Annotated in this window: 17 protein-coding genes; 10 read left to right on the plus strand and 7 right to left on the minus strand. The window is 51.7% G+C overall.

Annotation, left to right across the window (positions count from 1 at the left end; all coding sequences use genetic code 11):
- The first annotated feature begins 75 nt into the window (after positions 1-75).
- Complete coding sequence (locus D5S03_RS07245) at positions 76-597, plus strand: PilZ domain-containing protein (protein WP_008870715.1); 522 nt, start codon at positions 76-78, stop codon at positions 595-597.
- Between the two features lie 384 nt (positions 598-981).
- Here the strand turns inward: D5S03_RS07245 and D5S03_RS07250 are convergent, their stop codons facing one another.
- From D5S03_RS07250 to D5S03_RS07270, 5 genes are all read right to left on the minus strand, one after another.
- On the minus strand, positions 982-2,061 hold the full coding sequence (locus tag D5S03_RS07250; RefSeq protein ID WP_008870714.1) for a phosphotransacetylase family protein: 1,080 nt from the start codon (positions 2,059-2,061) through the stop codon (positions 982-984).
- Positions 2,062-2,362: 301 nt separating this feature from the next.
- The gene (locus D5S03_RS07255; RefSeq protein WP_008870713.1) at positions 2,363-3,316 is read right to left on the minus strand and encodes a thiamine pyrophosphate-dependent enzyme; all 954 of its coding nucleotides are present in this window, start codon (positions 3,314-3,316) and stop codon (positions 2,363-2,365) included.
- A complete protein-coding gene (gene porA, locus D5S03_RS07260; RefSeq protein WP_008870712.1) occupies positions 3,306-4,481 on the minus strand; it encodes a 2-ketoisovalerate ferredoxin oxidoreductase subunit alpha in 1,176 nt (391 codons plus the stop codon). Before porA ends, D5S03_RS07255 begins: the two co-directional genes overlap by 11 nt.
- 64 nt (positions 4,482-4,545) lie before the next feature.
- The gene (locus D5S03_RS07265; RefSeq protein WP_008870711.1) at positions 4,546-4,830 is read right to left on the minus strand and encodes a 4Fe-4S binding protein; all 285 of its coding nucleotides are present in this window, start codon (positions 4,828-4,830) and stop codon (positions 4,546-4,548) included.
- Between the two features lie 14 nt (positions 4,831-4,844).
- The gene (locus D5S03_RS07270; RefSeq protein WP_008870710.1) at positions 4,845-5,384 is read right to left on the minus strand and encodes a pyruvate ferredoxin oxidoreductase subunit gamma; all 540 of its coding nucleotides are present in this window, start codon (positions 5,382-5,384) and stop codon (positions 4,845-4,847) included.
- 359 nt (positions 5,385-5,743) lie between these two features.
- Between D5S03_RS07270 and D5S03_RS07275 the strand changes: the two genes are divergently transcribed.
- The 3 genes from D5S03_RS07275 to thpR are packed head-to-tail and all read left to right on the plus strand — an operon-like array spanning position 5,744 to position 7,278.
- Entirely contained in the window at positions 5,744-6,169 is a 426-nt protein-coding gene (locus D5S03_RS07275; protein WP_008870709.1) for a DUF4079 family protein, read from the plus strand.
- A gap of 18 nt (positions 6,170-6,187) precedes the next feature.
- Positions 6,188-6,694 carry a CinA family protein gene (locus tag D5S03_RS07280; protein WP_008870708.1) on the plus strand — a complete coding sequence of 169 codons (507 nt, stop codon included), beginning with the start codon at positions 6,188-6,190 and terminating at the stop codon, positions 6,692-6,694.
- 14 nt (positions 6,695-6,708) lie between these two features.
- Complete coding sequence (thpR, locus tag D5S03_RS07285) at positions 6,709-7,278, plus strand: RNA 2',3'-cyclic phosphodiesterase (protein ID WP_008870707.1); 570 nt, start codon at positions 6,709-6,711, stop codon at positions 7,276-7,278.
- Here the strand turns inward: thpR and D5S03_RS07290 are convergent.
- Complete coding sequence (locus D5S03_RS07290; protein WP_008870706.1) at positions 7,275-7,745, minus strand: hypothetical protein; 471 nt, start codon at positions 7,743-7,745, stop codon at positions 7,275-7,277. The genes thpR and D5S03_RS07290 overlap by 4 nt on opposite strands.
- Positions 7,746-7,901: 156 nt before the next feature.
- Here D5S03_RS07290 and D5S03_RS07295 point away from each other — a divergent pair, with 156 nt between their 5' ends.
- Entirely contained in the window at positions 7,902-8,528 is a 627-nt protein-coding gene (locus D5S03_RS07295) for an L-threonylcarbamoyladenylate synthase (protein WP_040418691.1), read from the plus strand.
- Positions 8,529-9,296: 768 nt separating this feature from the next.
- On the opposite strand, the gene D5S03_RS07300 is transcribed toward D5S03_RS07295, so the two are convergent.
- Positions 9,297-10,220, minus strand: coding sequence for a glycosyltransferase family 9 protein (locus tag D5S03_RS07300; RefSeq protein ID WP_040418689.1), 924 nt, complete (start codon positions 10,218-10,220; stop codon positions 9,297-9,299).
- 59 nt (positions 10,221-10,279) lie between these two features.
- On the opposite strand from D5S03_RS07300, the gene D5S03_RS07305 reads away from it, so the two are divergent.
- The 5 genes from D5S03_RS07305 to pdxA all read left to right on the plus strand — a co-directional run bounded on the left by D5S03_RS07305 (position 10,280) and on the right by pdxA (position 15,032).
- Positions 10,280-10,732 carry an NUDIX domain-containing protein gene (locus D5S03_RS07305; protein ID WP_008870703.1) on the plus strand — a complete coding sequence of 151 codons (453 nt, stop codon included), beginning with the start codon at positions 10,280-10,282 and terminating at the stop codon, positions 10,730-10,732.
- 7 nt (positions 10,733-10,739) lie between these two features.
- Entirely contained in the window at positions 10,740-11,633 is an 894-nt protein-coding gene (locus D5S03_RS07310) for an ROK family protein (protein ID WP_287043244.1), read from the plus strand.
- 449 nt (positions 11,634-12,082) lie between these two features.
- A complete protein-coding gene (gene glgA, locus D5S03_RS07315) occupies positions 12,083-13,549 on the plus strand; it encodes a glycogen synthase GlgA (protein ID WP_008870701.1) in 1,467 nt (488 codons plus the stop codon).
- A gap of 71 nt (positions 13,550-13,620) precedes the next feature.
- On the plus strand, positions 13,621-13,821 hold the full coding sequence (locus D5S03_RS07320; RefSeq protein WP_008870700.1) for a hypothetical protein: 201 nt from the start codon (positions 13,621-13,623) through the stop codon (positions 13,819-13,821).
- Between the two features lie 215 nt (positions 13,822-14,036).
- Positions 14,037-15,032: a 4-hydroxythreonine-4-phosphate dehydrogenase PdxA gene (pdxA, locus tag D5S03_RS07325; protein ID WP_287043247.1), complete on the plus strand. Its 996-nt coding sequence runs from the start codon at positions 14,037-14,039 to the stop codon at positions 15,030-15,032.
- The last annotated feature ends 4 nt before the right edge of the window (positions 15,033-15,036 follow it).

Here is a 15,036-nt window from a genome sequence, read left to right on the forward strand (position 1 = left end):
CCCAGGTGCGTCAACAGCTGATAATCAGGAACAATCCTGGTGATGCATAATCCGGGGATAAATGGAGGAGACAAGATGACCCGCTATCTGGAAAAAACAGTCTATATTAAAGAAAATATTCTGGACAAGCTCGAGATGCTGGCAAAAAAAAACAGCCTCAGCCTGAGCACTCTTTTGAACCATATTTTTACCAAATACCTTGAAAGCCGAAATGGTTATGATCAGCTGGAAGAGAAAAGAAAGTCTGCCCGGAAGAAGGTGGTGATTCCGGCACTGGTGTATGAAAAGACCCAGAATGGCGGCAACGGGGAAGATTTTGACATGGGCAGATATATATCCACCACAATTTTTGATATTTCCAGGGGAGGTCTCAGGCTGGTGGTACCTGCTGGAAAGAACGGAGGTATGCAGTTTGCAAAGCCGCAGTCCGAGTTTGAAGTGATTTCATACCTGTCCGGCAACAGTACCCTTTTTCGGCTGAAATGCAGAGCAGAGCATATTGAACAGAATGAAAACGGCGTGAAAGTCGGCAGTTCATTCGTAGAGGAAGCAAATTTCCAGATGGACAAGCTGGAAGTGTATTGTCTGCAGAAGTAATTCTAGATTGCTATCAAAATGATTTTATCAGCGTAGATCAGCGGCTAACATCTTTCTTCTTCATGCAACTGATAACATCAAAGGCAAAGAATCTTGGCCGCTGATTGCGCAGATCTCCGCAGATAAGAAAAGCATTGCCAAAGGGTTTGTAGTGATAAACATTAAGATCATCTTGATTGCAGATTGGAATAAGAGGAAAAGAATTGCGGATTAGCCTGAGCGCTCCCGCGGTCATTTTGGACGCGGAGCGTCCGAAGAATGTTCCCACGCGGAGCGTGGGAACAATAAGGAAGGGGCGTCTTTGATGAGACGCCCCTTTTTTGTTCTGAAGCTGATGGACAAAGGGATGTTTAGTGTCCTCAGGCTTTGTGATGCTGAAAAAAGCTATCCTTTGCCTTGTATGCCCAGGTTCTTGTACAGGGTTTTGTAGTCCAGGTTGTCGTTTACCACCTGGCAGCCCTGCTTGATTTTGACTTCTTCTCTGAGCTTGGTGCGGTTCAGGATCTTTTCCATTTTCTGGGCTACTGTGAAGGTGTCCTCACGAGCTACTATAACCGGGATGCCCAGGACTTCGGACCTGGTGAGAACGATATCGTTGGGGTAAATATTGCCGGTGAGGATCAGACAGGGGCAGTTGCCTTCCATGGCCACCAGGTGCAGGTCTGAACGGTCACCGCCCACTATGACCGCAGAGTTCTTGTTTTTGTGGAAATGGGCCATAAAGTTTTCAATCTGCATGGTGCCTATGAGAAAGTTCTGAATCACCTGGTCCGATTTGCTCTGCATGGAGATGATCCTGCCACCGAGTTCCTTGGCCAGGTCTCCAACACTGATAGCCTTGAGCAGGGGATCGTGGGGGATTGTCCCCAGTACATTGACCTGCCTGTGCTCCAGCATGGGGGTTACATATTCCTTGGCTTCGCGCATGAAATTTTCGGGGACGTCGTTTAGAATTACACCCACCAGGTCGTCTCCAAGCATTTCCTTGGCTGCAATGAGGTAGTCGTAATTGAGTTCCTGCTTGTAGCGGTCAATGAGAATCACCTTGGAACCCAGGGCCCGGCTTATGCTCATACCGTCAAGGTTGCAGTATTTACCGGTGTAGAGGTAGCTGCCCGAGCCTCCGATGAGCATGAGCTCGTTGTCTTTATGAAGCTGATCAAAGGCCTTTTTTATGTCCTGCATGTAGAGCAGGCATTCGCCGGTATATGCTTTCTGCATGAAATCCTGGGATATGAGTACCGGTGTAACAGAGGCCGGATCGTCCACTTTTATGTCCAAAAATTTCAGGGCTTCATAAGCGTCCTCGTCCACCATCCTGCCTTCAATTTCCCTTGGTACAGCACCAACAGGCTTCATGTACCCGATCTTGATCCCGTCGTCCTTGAATTTTTTGCCCAGGGCGAGGGTGATGAGGTTCTTGCCGGAAAAGCCGTGCGTAGATCCGATATAAAGTCCGACCATAGTAAAATTCCTCCTTAATTGTTATCCCTTTTTTATCCTTATAAAGAAAAAAATTGCAAACACAAGTTTGTGAATAAAATCATAAAAGGGGAGGAAACAAGCCAGATATGCTGATTCAGCATGCTGATTGCTGGATGCCGGGTTAAAAATCCCCTGTATAACCCTGAATATCCAACAGGATAAAAAGGAAAATGTCAATAGCTGAGAAGGGATTGAGCAGGAATGGAGAGGATAAAAATTGCATGCGGGTCGCCGCCCGGGCTGTATTTATCCTCCGGGCGGCGGAGCCTGCAGTTTTAATTTATTCAGGACTGGAATCGGCCTCGAGCTTTTTCAGCCTGGCCAGGTTGGCGTCTGTCTGTTCCTGAATGAACTTGAGGTCGTCTTCTTTCAGGTGGGCGAACCTTCTCTGGGTCTTGAGGTAATCAACCACCGGCTTGGGTTTTTTGATATTCTTGGTGATGGTCAGCTTGCCCTCGATTATCTCGTAGAGAGGGAAGATATTGGTCTGCACCGCCAGCTTGGAGATCTCTATGCTCTTTTCGGGCTTGCTCCTCCAGCCTGTGGGACAGGCGGAGTAGACGTGCAGATAAGCCGGACCGTCAACAGCAAGGGCCTTTTGCACCTTGTTCATGAGATCCAGGTGAAATCCCGGGTTGGCAGTGGCCACGTAAGGTATATTGTGCGCTGCGGCAATGCCGGGCATATCTTTTTTCCAGGTCTGCTGTCCCTGGAACTTTGATCCCACCGGGGAAGTGGTGGTCATGGCTCCCAGGGGCGTGGCGCTGGAGCGCTGCACTCCGGTATTCATGTAGGCCTCGTTGTCCAGGCAGAGATACAGGAAGTTGTGTCCCCGCTCCAGGGCACCGGACAGGGCCTGAATCCCGATATCGAAGGTGGCCCCGTCGCCGCCTACAGCTATGATGTTTGGCTTTTTGGCGGGAATTCTGCCTTTTCTTTCCAGGGCCTTTATACCGGCTTCAATGCCCGAGGCCACGGCAGAGGTGTTGTTGAAGGCCACATGCATCCAGGGAATCTTCCAGGCGGTCTGGGGAAAGGGCGAGGTGATGATTTCCATGCATCCAGTGGCGTTGGCCACAATGGTATTGGGCCCGGCCACTTTCATGACCATGGCCATGGCCAGGACTTCGGCGCATCCCTGGCAGGCCCTGTGACCCGGAGAAATCATGTCCTCTCTGGGCATGTTTTTCTGGGTTATTTTTTCCAAGTTTTCTAGGGCGCTACTATTTAGCATCTGAACAAACCCCCCATATTGTATAGTTTGGATCCAGGCTGTCCTTCTGGGCCTGGGCATACATTTCCTTGAAGTCGTTGACGGTCACGTCGCGTCCGCCAAGGCCGGCTATTACGTTGTACACCCTGGGCCTGGTCTCCTGGGAATAAAGAAGGGCCAGGATTTCCTGGGCCACAGGTCCGCTGTACGCGCCGGGGCTCAAGGCCCGGTCAATGACGATAATTTTTTCTGCTCCCTTGATGGCCTGCAAAAAGTCCTCCCTGGGGAAAGGCCGCCAAAGCCTGATGCGGACCTGGCCCACTGATTCGCCCTGGGCCTGCAGGTCTTCCACGGCGTTCATGGTGGTTTCACCCTGGGAACCCATGGTTATGAAGAGTGTCTTGCCCTGAGGATCGCCGTTTTTCTCGATGAGCTTGTACTCATGGTCAAACTTCTGCTTCCATTCGTCAAACACTTCCCGGACAACCTCCAGGGAATTCCATAGAGCCTGCTCGCACTGCTTGCGGGATTCGGTGTATACTTCAGGCACGCCCACAGGCCCCATGGTCACCGGTTTTTCCGGGTTCAGGGTCAGGGCGGGCTTGAATGGAGGCAGGAACTCATCGATTTTGGCCTGGTCCAGGAAAGTGACGGGCTCAATCATGTGCGTCAGGATGAAGCCGTCAATGTTGACGATGGCCGGGAGAAGCACCCGGTGATCTTCGGCGATCTTAAAGGCGATGATGGACAGTTCGTATGCTTCCTGGCCGTTTTCCCCGAATAACTGAACCCAGCCTACATCCCGTTCAGCCATGATGTCGCTGTGGTCGTTCCAGATGGAGATGGGCGCGGAAAGGGCCCTGTTGGCCACGGTCATGACTATGGGCAGACGCATGCCCGAAGCTATGAACAGGGTTTCATGCATATAGGCCAGTCCCTGGGCCGCAGTGGCCGTGTAGGACCTGGCTCCTGCCGCGCTGGAGCCGATGGCTGCACTCATGGCCGAGTGCTCGGATTCCACCGGAATGTATTCCGCATCCAGTTCTCCATTGGCAACATATACCGACAGCTCTTCCACGATATGGGTCTGAGGAGTGATGGGATAGGCTGAAATAACGTCCACGTTGGCCTGCTTCACCGCTTCCGCGACGGCCAGCGAGACTTCCAACCCGATAGCCTTGCTCATTTTTTCCTCCGTTCTTTAAGATGGATGATTATTTTTTCTGTACATATTCTGCTGACCCCGGGCTTTAGCCCATGGTCATGGTGATTGCCTTTTTGGGGCATTCGTTGGCGCAGATGCCGCAGCCCTTGCAGTAATAAAGATCAGCCGGGTAAAATCCCTCGCTGTCTTCATGGATACAGAACTCGGGACAGAAAACCTGGCACATGCCGCACTTGATGCATTTTTCCTGGTCAGTCACCGGATGCAGGGTCTTCCAGTCACCGGTCTTGAGCTGGGCTGCGTTGCCCGGCTCGGTGATGGCTGTACCCAGTTCCAGTTTTTCCCATGCGCATAAAGCTAGATTAGCCATATTCAACTCCTGATTTAGTTTGCCAGCTCATAGGCTTTTTTGAGGGCCTCAAAGTTCTTGGGGCCAAGCTTGGGTCCGAAACGGTCCATTATAACCTCTTCCATGTCCTGGGGTTCCAGTATGCCTGAAGCCTTGAGCAGGGCTCCAAGCATGGTGGTGTTGGTGATGGGCACGGAAAGAATGTCCATGGCAATCTTGGTGGCATCCACTGTGTATGCTCCGGGCCAGTTGTGCTTCTGCTTGAGCTCTGCGCTGTCCTGGGGTGAATTGACGACAACAATGCCGTCTTCCTTGAGTCCTTCAGCAACATTGACGACATCCAGCAGTGAAGGGTCCAGGACCAGGACCATGTCCGGCTGATAAATTTTTTCCCTTTTGCGAATCTTTTTGTCGTCCACACGGACAAAGGCCTGTACCGGTGCTCCTCTTCTTTCCGGGCCGAAGCTGGGAAAAGCCTGGGCGAATTTTTCCCTGGAAATAGCGGCGCGGGCCAGAAGCTCTGCCGAGGTAACTGCCCCCTGGCCTCCTCTGCCATGCAGTCTGATTTCCCACATAGTTGTACTGCTCCTGAGTTTAGGGTTAACCTGGATTAAAAACTAGAATTTATGCTGTTTTTAAGTCCAAACACGATTACATATGCAGAACCTTCAGCAAACAGCCAGCATGAACGAAGCTCTTTCAGGTGAACGGCATTCTGGCATCGGTAAATTGCTATGTCCTGCTCAGAACTGTCAATATTAACCTAAAATTTTAAATTAATCCAGGGTTTCATTAAATTTTTTCAACTTACTGTAATTTTTTCTCATTTTAAGGTAAATTTAAGTGGATTGTCATAATATTTGTCCTTGCTCATGTGTATGTCGTGATTGTAATAAAGAACAAAAGCCGTATGCAGTATCGGCAGGAGGACTTTATGCTCTGGATTCATCCCATTCTTCAGGCCCTGGTGACTATAGGCGCATTTTATGTTTTTTATCTGGGACTGCAAAGGTTCAGAAGCGCTCACCTGGGTCACAGGGTGCCTTTCAACTGGAAGCGGCACGTGGTCATGGGCAGGTGGGTGATCATCGGCTGGCTCCTGGGACTGGCGGTGGGCAAGATGGCCGTGAATGCTGAAATGGGCATGATGGGCATATTCGCCGATCATAACCAGGGGGCCATGGTCATGACCCCGCTTATGCTCATAGCCTACGTCAGCGGAACCTACATGGACCGGCGCAAGGCCAGAAGGACAGCCCTGCCCTTGGTGCATGCGGCGAACAATGTCCTTCTTCTGGGGGTTGCCCTTTACCAGGTGTACACAGGCTGGCCCATCGTGGAGAATTTTTTGCTTAACTGATAAACAAGGTGTCTGCTAATGCCTATTGTGCAATCAGACATGAGCCTGCTGGCGGATATTTTGAAGAAGAAGAGTATCATGCTGGCTACTGCCGAGTCCTGCACCGGCGGACTCATAGGGCATCTTATCACCAATGAGCCCGGGAGTTCAGACTGGTATCTGGGCGGGGTGGTGGCATACAGTAATGAGCTTAAAATCTCTGTTTTGAATGTGGACCGGGAACTTCTGGATGCTTACGGGGCGGTAAGCCCTGAATGCGCCGAAGCCATGGCCCGGGGCGCGGCCGGTCTTTGCGGGGCAGGAGCGGCCCTGGCTGTTTCCGGGATAGCCGGCCCCGGTGGCGGGACACAGGATAAGCCCGTGGGCACTGTATGTTTTGGCTGGTTTGTTCTGGGCCGGACCCGTGGGGAGAAAAAGTTGTTTCAGGGCAGCAGGAAAGAGGTGAAAATGCAGTCTGCTGAATACGCTGTTCAGGGACTTGTGGATTATTTGCAGGATATGAACCTGGAAGCCGCAAAGAGGTAACGGAAAACAAAGTTATGCGAATATTTTTTGGAATTCCCCTGCCGGAAGTGTATCAGCAGATGCTCGGGCAGGCACGCAATGAATGGAAGAAAAGGTTCAGGTCCAGGCTTTCCTGGACCAGGCCGGGGAACTGGCATATTACCCTCAGGTTCCTGGGGGAAGTGCAGGACGATCTTTTGCCCCAGGTAAAGGTTTGCCTGGACCGGGTTGAATTTGAAGATTTCTGTCTTCAGGGAAGCAAAAGCGGGTATTTCGGAAGCGCTGGGCAGTACAGGGTGGCCTGGCTTGGAGTCGACGGGGAGGTGCAGAAGCTGATGAACCTGGCCCGTACTTTGGAAAAGGAGCTTGAGGGCTTTGGGTTTGAGCCGGAAAAAAGGCCTTTCAAGGCCCATCTTACCCTGGCCCGGATAAAGAATTTCGTGGCTGATGATCCCTGGAAAGAATTTTCAGATTACGTGGAAAATATGGGCTGGCCCGAGTTCAACGCGGAGCGGATCAATCTCTGGCAGAGCCGCCTTACCCCCGCAGGACCGGAATACAGCGTCCTGGCGCACAAGCCGCTGCACCGGTCCGGTGCCGGTTAAGCCAGGTAATCCCCCCTGTTTATCTTGACCACTTCGGCTGTGGCCAGGACTTCCAGTTCTTCCACCAGGGACCTGAGCTCGGGGCGCTGGTCCTCAAAGGACTTTGAGTCCTTCATTTCGCGCACGCCTTCAAGGATGTGCTCCAGATGGCCGTATATCTCTTTGAGGCTGGATTCCGGGGAGTTCATTTCAGCGGCATAATTTTCCCACTTGCTAAGAAGATCATCCATCTGGTTCATAAAAGAAGGTTCCTGCTTTTGTTGGGTTAGAATGGAATTCCCCAGAAGCTGGGCAGGATGCAGCATATCCGCCCTGGCTGTATTTGAAGCCTTTTCCCCCTGCCCGGCACCGGTGCTTCTGGATAGTTCCTGGTCCAGCATCCTGGAGAATTCTTCAGCAGGCTTCTTTTTCTGAGTGCTTTCCTGGCTTTGATTTATCTGGTTCTGGTATTCTGAATTGATTTTCATGGCGGCTCCTTTCGTGGGTGGAAAATATTACCCAGGCTCTTGCCTTTGAAATTAAAAAAGCAACTTTCCTGCCAACAATGAAAAAATCCTTTGTTCAAGACTTTTGCCGGCCGGGTTGTTATTACCTTTATCGGAAGTTATTAAATGGAATTTAATATGAGTGGGTCAATTTTTCAAGCGGTTCAAATTATTAAATCCGAAAAAATTCTAATCTACCCTACGGAAACCTTGTGGGGCATGGGCGGAACCGGGACCAGCAAGGCAGTGGTGCAGAAAATCAGGGAGCTGAAAAAAAGGCCGGTGCACAAGCCATTTCCTCTCATTGCAGGCACCCTGGAACAGGCCAGGAGTTTTGTGGCCATGGATCCAGAAAGTCTTGAGCTGGCCGGGCAGTTCTGGCCTGGCCCTGTTTCCATACTTTGCCGGGCCCTGGATATGCTTGCCCCCGGTGTAAGGGATGAGCAGGGCATGGTTTCCATCAGAGTCACACCGCATCAGGATGCGGCGAGACTCTGCCTGGACGCGGGGACCCCGCTTATAGCAACCAGCGCCAATATAAGCGGTGAAAAATCCTGCGCAGTGTTTGAAGAACTGGACAGTGAGCTTCTTAGAAAGGTGGACATGGTCTTTGAGCATGGCCACGCCCCGGCGGGGGGGCTGCCCTCGACCCTGGTCAGGGTTTTTGGGGGCGGTAAAATTGAAATTTTGAGAGAAGGCAGGATATCCAGGCAGGATCTCGAATCGCGGGGGTGGGAGACGGTGTACAAAACAGATCATGGTTGACCGCGTTGAGCCGCGTGGTGGCAGGGTGCAGAAAGAAAGATATAATTAATTATTAATTAAGGTCCGGGGACTTTGCAAACAGGACGTAAAAACTCACTCCAAGAAAGCGTAAATCAAAACCTACACACTGATTCGATATCCGGGGTATATTCTGTAATATGCTTTGAATCAGGTTCTGTGTTTTACGGTTTTGATCAACGCTTTCTACGTCGTTCAGACAGTTTACGCCCAGTTTGCAAAGCCCCCGGACCTTGCAGCTTGATGTTATATTGATCAGTTGTGGCAAATGGTGAATATTTACAAAAAGGGTAGAGATTTTTTGTCCTGGCGCGGATTGCTTGTGTCTTACTTAATATCACTACAGCGAAACTTATTTATTTACCTCCGGGGACTGGCTCCCCTCACATATTTTTTCCAATAAAACCAAGATCATTTAATAAAAATAAGTGAGGGGTGCCTGTCCCCAATTGAGGCAGGCATAAAATTTTATAAGTTTCGCTGTAGTGATATATTGGCCTGGGAAAAGTATAAAAAATTTTACCCTGTATGGAGGCGGAGAGGGGGCTTTGGTAATGGTGTCAAATTTTTTTTACCTGGACAAGAAGGGGGTGAGTCGTAAAAGCGAGGGCCAGCCTGGATTTTATGAGCCCATGAGTTTTGGCCCGCTGATTGCATCTATTTTAAATAACGTTTCTTCCTCCTTTTGCCAAAGCCGGCTTCTCTGTTATGTCAGACAGGGAAGCCGGTTTTGTTTTGGGGGTATGAAAATCAAAGGCCGGTACGCTGACAGTACAAAAATTTATCCATCCAGGCCTGGACCTTTTCTCTGGTTATGGCCTGCATGCACGTGGGTTCCTGGCACTGGACGCGGGCCGTTTTGGAGCAGGGGGCACAATGTGCCGGGGACTTCAGGACCCTCATTCCCTGTGGACGCCACATATAAAGAGGGGTGGGGCCGAAGAGGACCAGCCCCGGCTTGCTGAACATGGCTCCCAGGTGCATAGGTCCGGAGTCGTTGCCCAGCAGCACGCGCGACTTGAGGATCAGGCCCTGCAGGTCTTCCAGACTGGAGCATGTTGTCTGCTGCAGACTGCTTTCGGAAATACCGTTTTTTTCCTCGGCAGGGCCAAGCACCAGCAGGGGCTTCAGCCCTGCGCTTTGAAAGCGCTTCCCGGCCCATATAAAGTTTTTTACCGGCCAGTTTTTCGCCGGGTTGCCTGAGCCTGGAAAAATAAGGGCCAGGTCCTGCGTATCCTGCTTGGCGAACATATCCTTCCAGCTTTCTTGCCAATTCCGGTAAAAAGAAATTCCCAGCTTCTCAAGCTGGTACAGATAATTATACCGGACATGTCTTTTACGGGCAAAATCCACTGCAGTCAGGAAAAAGAGTTGTGGATGGCTGCAGGCAATTGTAACCCGGTCCAGCCCGAACCAGAATACCGTAGATTTTCTTAGTGATTCCGGCCATGTTGAGCGGCTGTAAAGCCCGTCTAAGGCAGAGGCTGTCCGGTGAGGCACTTTTTTAATGTTCAACGGACGCAGCCAGGGCAGGAAGTCATCCCTGCCGTGCCAGAATATTTCCGCCTGGCTGAAAAAGGTCCTTATGGACAGAAAGGCCGGCCAGGCCAGAAGAAAATCCCCCAGAGCGCCTTTATGCGTCAATATAATGTTGTCAGAAGGAAGTTTTTTCATTAGAGAGTTCTTGAATGTGAGCGTTTGATCCATATGACTTATAAACCCGGGATGCTGGCATGTCCATTGAAAAGCCCTGCCCCTCCTGCGGGCATCCGGTTGCAGTATTTAGAAATCCTGTGCCCACTGTGGATATTATAATTCACTTTCCGCCCAGGGGCATCGTTTTGATAGAAAGGAAGAATCCGCCCCATGGCTGGGCTCTGCCGGGCGGGTTTGTGGATTACGGGGAGACGGTGGAAAGCGCTGCTGTCCGTGAAGCCCTGGAGGAAACAGGTCTCCAGGTAACCCTGACTGATCTAACAGGTGTTTATTCCCATCCCCGGCGTGATCCCAGGCAGCATACCATGAGCGTCGTGTTTGTGGCACACCCTTTGGCCGGACAGGAGCTGAGCCCCGGAGACGACGCCGGCAGAGCAGGCATTTTCGACCTGGACAACCTTCCGGAACTGGCCTTTGACCATAAAGAGATTCTGGCTGATTTCACCTGTAAACTGGATAGATTCAAGTGAGCCCGGTATGTATATCTGCATAGATCTTGGAGGAAGCAATATCCGGGGTACCTGGATGGACCGGGATGGCCGGTGCGGGGAGGTGCTGAACGTGCCCAGGCCCAGAGAGCTGGCAGGCACCAAAAAGGCCCTGGCTGGACTCATCCAGAATGTGATGCAGAAATCCCCGGGGGCTGTAAATAATATCGGCATCGCCAGTGCAGGGCCTTTGAACCTGGAACAGGGCATATACTTTACCCCGACCAACATGCCGGAACTCAAGGGGTTTGACCTGGCCGGATTCGTATCCGGGATTTTCGGCATCAGGCCCGTCCTGGAGAATGATGCCCAGGCCGCGGCCCTGGGGGAGATATTCAATGGCTGTCTGGCCGGGGAAAAGGATGCCCTGGTGTTTACCCTGGGCACAGGGCTGGGTTCAGGGGTCATAATGGACAGGAGGGTATGGCGTGGCAGGCTGGACGCAGGACCTGAGCTGGGACATGTCTATATGGGGCCTAACAGGGGGAAAAGGTGCGGCTGTGGACAGACAGGGTGCGCCGAGACCTGGCTCAACGCCGCTGCCCTGAAAGAAATGGCCGTGCAGAACGGCCTTTCCCTGGCCAGCCTGAAAGATCTGGATATTTATCTTGAGAAAAAGGATGAAAAGGCTCTTGTGACCATGCAGCAGTACGGCAGGAGGCTGGGGCTTTTTCTAAGCCAGATGGTCTCCATTTTCGGGATAAAAAATATCGGCCTGAGCGGGGGGCTGAGCAGGCTGGGACCCTGTTTTTCCGAGGTGGTGCCCCAAAGCATAAACTTCAGGCTGAAAACAAGGCCCTGGCTGATTCCAGACAGGATCGAACTGTCGCCGGACCCTCAAATGAGCGCACTGTGGGGTATGGGCTACCTGATGCAGCAGTGATTTTTTGCCTGCCTTTTTTCACGATACAGTTTTTTTGCAGGTAATTCCGACTTGCATTCAAGATGATCTTTATGCCCGTTGTCATCAAATATTTGACACCACAGAGATCACAGAGGTTCGCAGAGAAAAGCCCTCTTTGTCGTGACTCTGTGCCTCTCTGTGCCCTCTGCCTGCCCCTTTGAATTTCTTCCATTCAACCGGGGTGGTAAAATTCTTTTTCTGTGGGGCGGTTTTCCGAATTTAGAATGATATCCAGACTGTCTGGAGAAATCATATTGATTGCAATTTGGTATAACTATTCATCATCTGATAACATTGGTCAATAGTTACTTTGGCAGCAGAATTTTTTTGATTTGCTTTTTTATGGCGTATTGAGTTAGAATTTTCCCGACTTTGTTGATCACTACCAGTAACCACCGGCAACCAGTCTAAATTTTCCTTGAGGGCTTATGTATTCTCCACCTGATATATGTTTTGTGGCTTCTGAAATCTACCCTTTCTCCAAAACAGGAGGGCTTGCGGATGTACTGGGGGTGATGCCCCTGACTCTTCACAATATGGGCTACAACGTATGCGTAATTACACCGCTTTACGGCCGCATATCCACCAGCGCCTACAGCCCCAGGCTTGTTTACGAGGACCTGAATGTCGGGTATCCTTGGCCGGGGATCACCACCGATGTCCTGCAGGCGGAATTCAGGGGCATGCCTGTTTATTTCCTGGACAGAGGGGAGTACTTTGACCGCAGGTATTACTACTGCACATATAAAGGGGACTATTTCGACAACTGCGAGCGTTTCATATTTTTCTGCCGGGCGGCCATGTCCCTGATGAAGGCCTTCGGAAAAGCTCCCAGAATAATTCATGCACACGACTGGCATGCAGCCCTGGTTTCACCCTATCTTTATTACCAGCGCAGGACCGACCCGTACTGGAAGAATACCAGGTCCGTTTTCACCATTCACAACCTGGCTTTCCAGGGACGTTTTTCCGTGCGCCTCTTCTGGGACTGCGGTCTGCCGTATGATGCCTGGAGTATGGACGGTGTTGAGTTTTACGACTCATTCAACCTGCTCAAGGGCGGCATTTCCTACGCAGACAGGATCACTACGGTAAGTCCGTCCTATGCCGAGGAAATCCTGACTCCTGAATACGGCTGCGGCCTGGAAAGCGTCCTGCAGAAACGCAGTAAGGACCTTGTGGGGATTTTAAACGGTTCCGACTACGATGTATGGGACCCGTCCAAGGACAGGTATCTGGAGGCCGGCTATTCCTCCAGGGATCTTTACGGCAAGTACCTGTGCAAAAAAGAACTCCTGGAGACCCTCTGTTTGCCTGAAAGGCTCCTCTCCCGGCCCGTCCTGGGGTTTATCGGGAGGTTTCGCAGCCAGAAAGGCATTGATCTTCTAATCGAGCTTATGCCCGACCTGGTCCGCCAGGATGTGGGCATTGTGGTCCTGGGAGAAGGTGACGCCGAGTACGAGAACGAGCTCATGAACCTGGTGGAGGCTTACCCCGGGCACGTGGCTGGTATAGTGGGGTACACCGAGGAAATGGCCCACAAGATACAGGCCGGCACGGATATATTTCTCATGCCGTCCAGATATGAGCCATGCGGGCTGACCCAGATGTACAGCCTGCGCTACGGCACTCCCCCGGTGGCAACAGCAGTGGGTGGGTTGAAAGACACAATAATACCCTACCCCGAGGAAAATTCAACGGGCTTTGTATTCCCTGAACCCACGGCCAGATCCTTCTGGGGTGCGATTCAAAATGCCCTGGCCCTGTACCAGGATGCCGATGCCTGGAAAAAGATGGTTGTACGTGGAATGCACCAGGACTTCTCCTGGTCCAGATCCGCCCGTGAATACGCCCGGTTGTACCAGGAACTGGGAGATGGCACAGGAGAAATCTGATTTTTGTATTTCCTGGTTTCCAGGAGCATAATTGAGGCGTGTAAAAAGCATGCCCGGTGGAGGTTATAGTTATGAAAATGAAGGAGATAAGGGACCTGGCCAGGGAAAGATCCGTAAAACTGCCTTACGCGGTAAGCAAGGTACAGGCGGTTCGCCTGATACAGATTGCCGAGGGCAATTCAGACTGTTTCGCCAGGGTGGTGGAGGGTGAGTGTGACCAGCACGGCTGCCTTTTTTACCAGGAATGTCTGAAGCTTTCCCCTCAAGATTAGTTTTCATCCGGAAACGGTTCTTTTTCCTTTTGGCTGAGCCTGCCACGCGCCTCGCGTGGTTAATCTACACAATTATTCGTCAACGTATTAAGATACGCCTCCTCATAATTGCTTGATTTCCTTGCCAAAAGAAAAAATTCCTCGTTTCCGGAAAGAAAACCACCAATTTCAGCATCCGGAAATAAAGAATTTCCGGATGGAAACAAGACTAACTTATGTCTCTTGTTCTGTATACTCCAGGGGATCCCAACGGCCTTGGCCCGGAACTGCTCATGCTTGCAGACTTAGACAGGTTTGTCCGGGATCACGCTCTGCTTGTCATTGGTCCGGAAAAAGCCCTGGAACATCACTGCAGGCAGATGGATGCACAGAAGTTCTGGAAGAGGATTGACTCCCTGGACCGGGACAGGCTTGATAAACCCGGGATTTATCTTTTTGAGCCTGAAGGGCTGAAGGATTTTGAGCCTGCCCCGGGAAAAGAGGATGTCCAGGGCGGTTTTGCTGCCGGTGTTTCCCTGAGCACCGCCTGTGAATTTTTAAAGTACAACCAGAACGTTGTGCTGACCACCGGTCCCTTGAACAAAAATCTTCTACAGGAGGCCGGGTTCGACTTTCCCGGTCATACCGAATTTCTGGCCCACCAGTTCGGCATGGCCCAGGACCAGGTCTGCATGCACCTGTGCGGAGACAGGCTGCGGGTAAGCCTGGTCACAACCCACCCCCCACTGCACCTGGTCCCGGAGCTTGTCACCCAGAAAAAAATACTGCGCTGCCTGCGCCTGACCCACGCCTTCATGGTCCGGCTGGGTGAGGGGCACAAGCCCCTGGCGGTGTGCGGCCTGAACCCTCATGCCGGGGAGGGCGGCAAGACAGGTACTGAAGAGACGGAAACCGTCATTCCGGCAATAGAACAGGCCAGAAGCGAAAAAATTAATGTTCAGGGCCCCTTTCCTGCGGATACGGTTTTTTACCGGGCCTGGAATAACGAGTTTTCCGCCGTGCTGGCCATGTATCATGACCAGGGGCTGGCTCCCCTGAAGCTTGTGGAGTTCGGCCGGTGCGCAAATGTCACCCTGGGGCTGCCGGTGGTCCGGACTTCAGTGGACCACGGCACCGGGTTTGAGCTTGTCGGCACTGGCCGGGCCAGTCCCCGCAGCCTGGAAAAGGCGCTGGATCTGGCCCTGCGCCTGGCCCCGGAAGATGGGGTGTAGTCAG

This window comes from Desulfonatronospira sp. MSAO_Bac3 (assembly GCF_003838035.1).
Classification (GTDB): Bacteria; Desulfobacterota; Desulfovibrionia; order Desulfovibrionales; family Desulfonatronovibrionaceae; genus Desulfonatronospira; species Desulfonatronospira thiodismutans.

Excerpts from the sequence above, each read along its gene's own strand:
- D5S03_RS07245 (WP_008870715.1), top strand. The coding sequence starts at position 76 with ATGACCCGCTATCTGGAAAAAACAGTCTATATTAAAGAAAATATTCTG.
- D5S03_RS07250 (WP_008870714.1), bottom strand. The coding sequence starts at position 2,061 with ATGGTCGGACTTTATATCGGATCTACGCACGGCTTTTCCGGCAAGAAC.
- D5S03_RS07255 (WP_008870713.1), bottom strand. The coding sequence starts at position 3,316 with ATGCTAAATAGTAGCGCCCTAGAAAACTTGGAAAAAATAACCCAGAAA.
- porA (WP_008870712.1), bottom strand. The coding sequence starts at position 4,481 with ATGAGCAAGGCTATCGGGTTGGAAGTCTCGCTGGCCGTCGCGGAAGCG.
- D5S03_RS07265 (WP_008870711.1), bottom strand. The coding sequence starts at position 4,830 with ATGGCTAATCTAGCTTTATGCGCATGGGAAAAACTGGAACTGGGTACA.
- D5S03_RS07270 (WP_008870710.1), bottom strand. The coding sequence starts at position 5,384 with ATGTGGGAAATCAGACTGCATGGCAGAGGAGGCCAGGGGGCAGTTACC.
- D5S03_RS07275 (WP_008870709.1), top strand. The coding sequence starts at position 5,744 with ATGCTCTGGATTCATCCCATTCTTCAGGCCCTGGTGACTATAGGCGCA.
- D5S03_RS07280 (WP_008870708.1), top strand. The coding sequence starts at position 6,188 with ATGCCTATTGTGCAATCAGACATGAGCCTGCTGGCGGATATTTTGAAG.
- thpR (WP_008870707.1), top strand. The coding sequence starts at position 6,709 with ATGCGAATATTTTTTGGAATTCCCCTGCCGGAAGTGTATCAGCAGATG.
- D5S03_RS07290 (WP_008870706.1), bottom strand. The coding sequence starts at position 7,745 with ATGAAAATCAATTCAGAATACCAGAACCAGATAAATCAAAGCCAGGAA.
- D5S03_RS07295 (WP_040418691.1), top strand. The coding sequence starts at position 7,902 with ATGAGTGGGTCAATTTTTCAAGCGGTTCAAATTATTAAATCCGAAAAA.
- D5S03_RS07300 (WP_040418689.1), bottom strand. The coding sequence starts at position 10,220 with ATGAAAAAACTTCCTTCTGACAACATTATATTGACGCATAAAGGCGCT.
- D5S03_RS07305 (WP_008870703.1), top strand. The coding sequence starts at position 10,280 with ATGTCCATTGAAAAGCCCTGCCCCTCCTGCGGGCATCCGGTTGCAGTA.
- D5S03_RS07310 (WP_287043244.1), top strand. The coding sequence starts at position 10,740 with ATGTATATCTGCATAGATCTTGGAGGAAGCAATATCCGGGGTACCTGG.
- glgA (WP_008870701.1), top strand. The coding sequence starts at position 12,083 with ATGTATTCTCCACCTGATATATGTTTTGTGGCTTCTGAAATCTACCCT.
- D5S03_RS07320 (WP_008870700.1), top strand. The coding sequence starts at position 13,621 with ATGAAAATGAAGGAGATAAGGGACCTGGCCAGGGAAAGATCCGTAAAA.
- pdxA (WP_287043247.1), top strand. The coding sequence starts at position 14,037 with ATGTCTCTTGTTCTGTATACTCCAGGGGATCCCAACGGCCTTGGCCCG.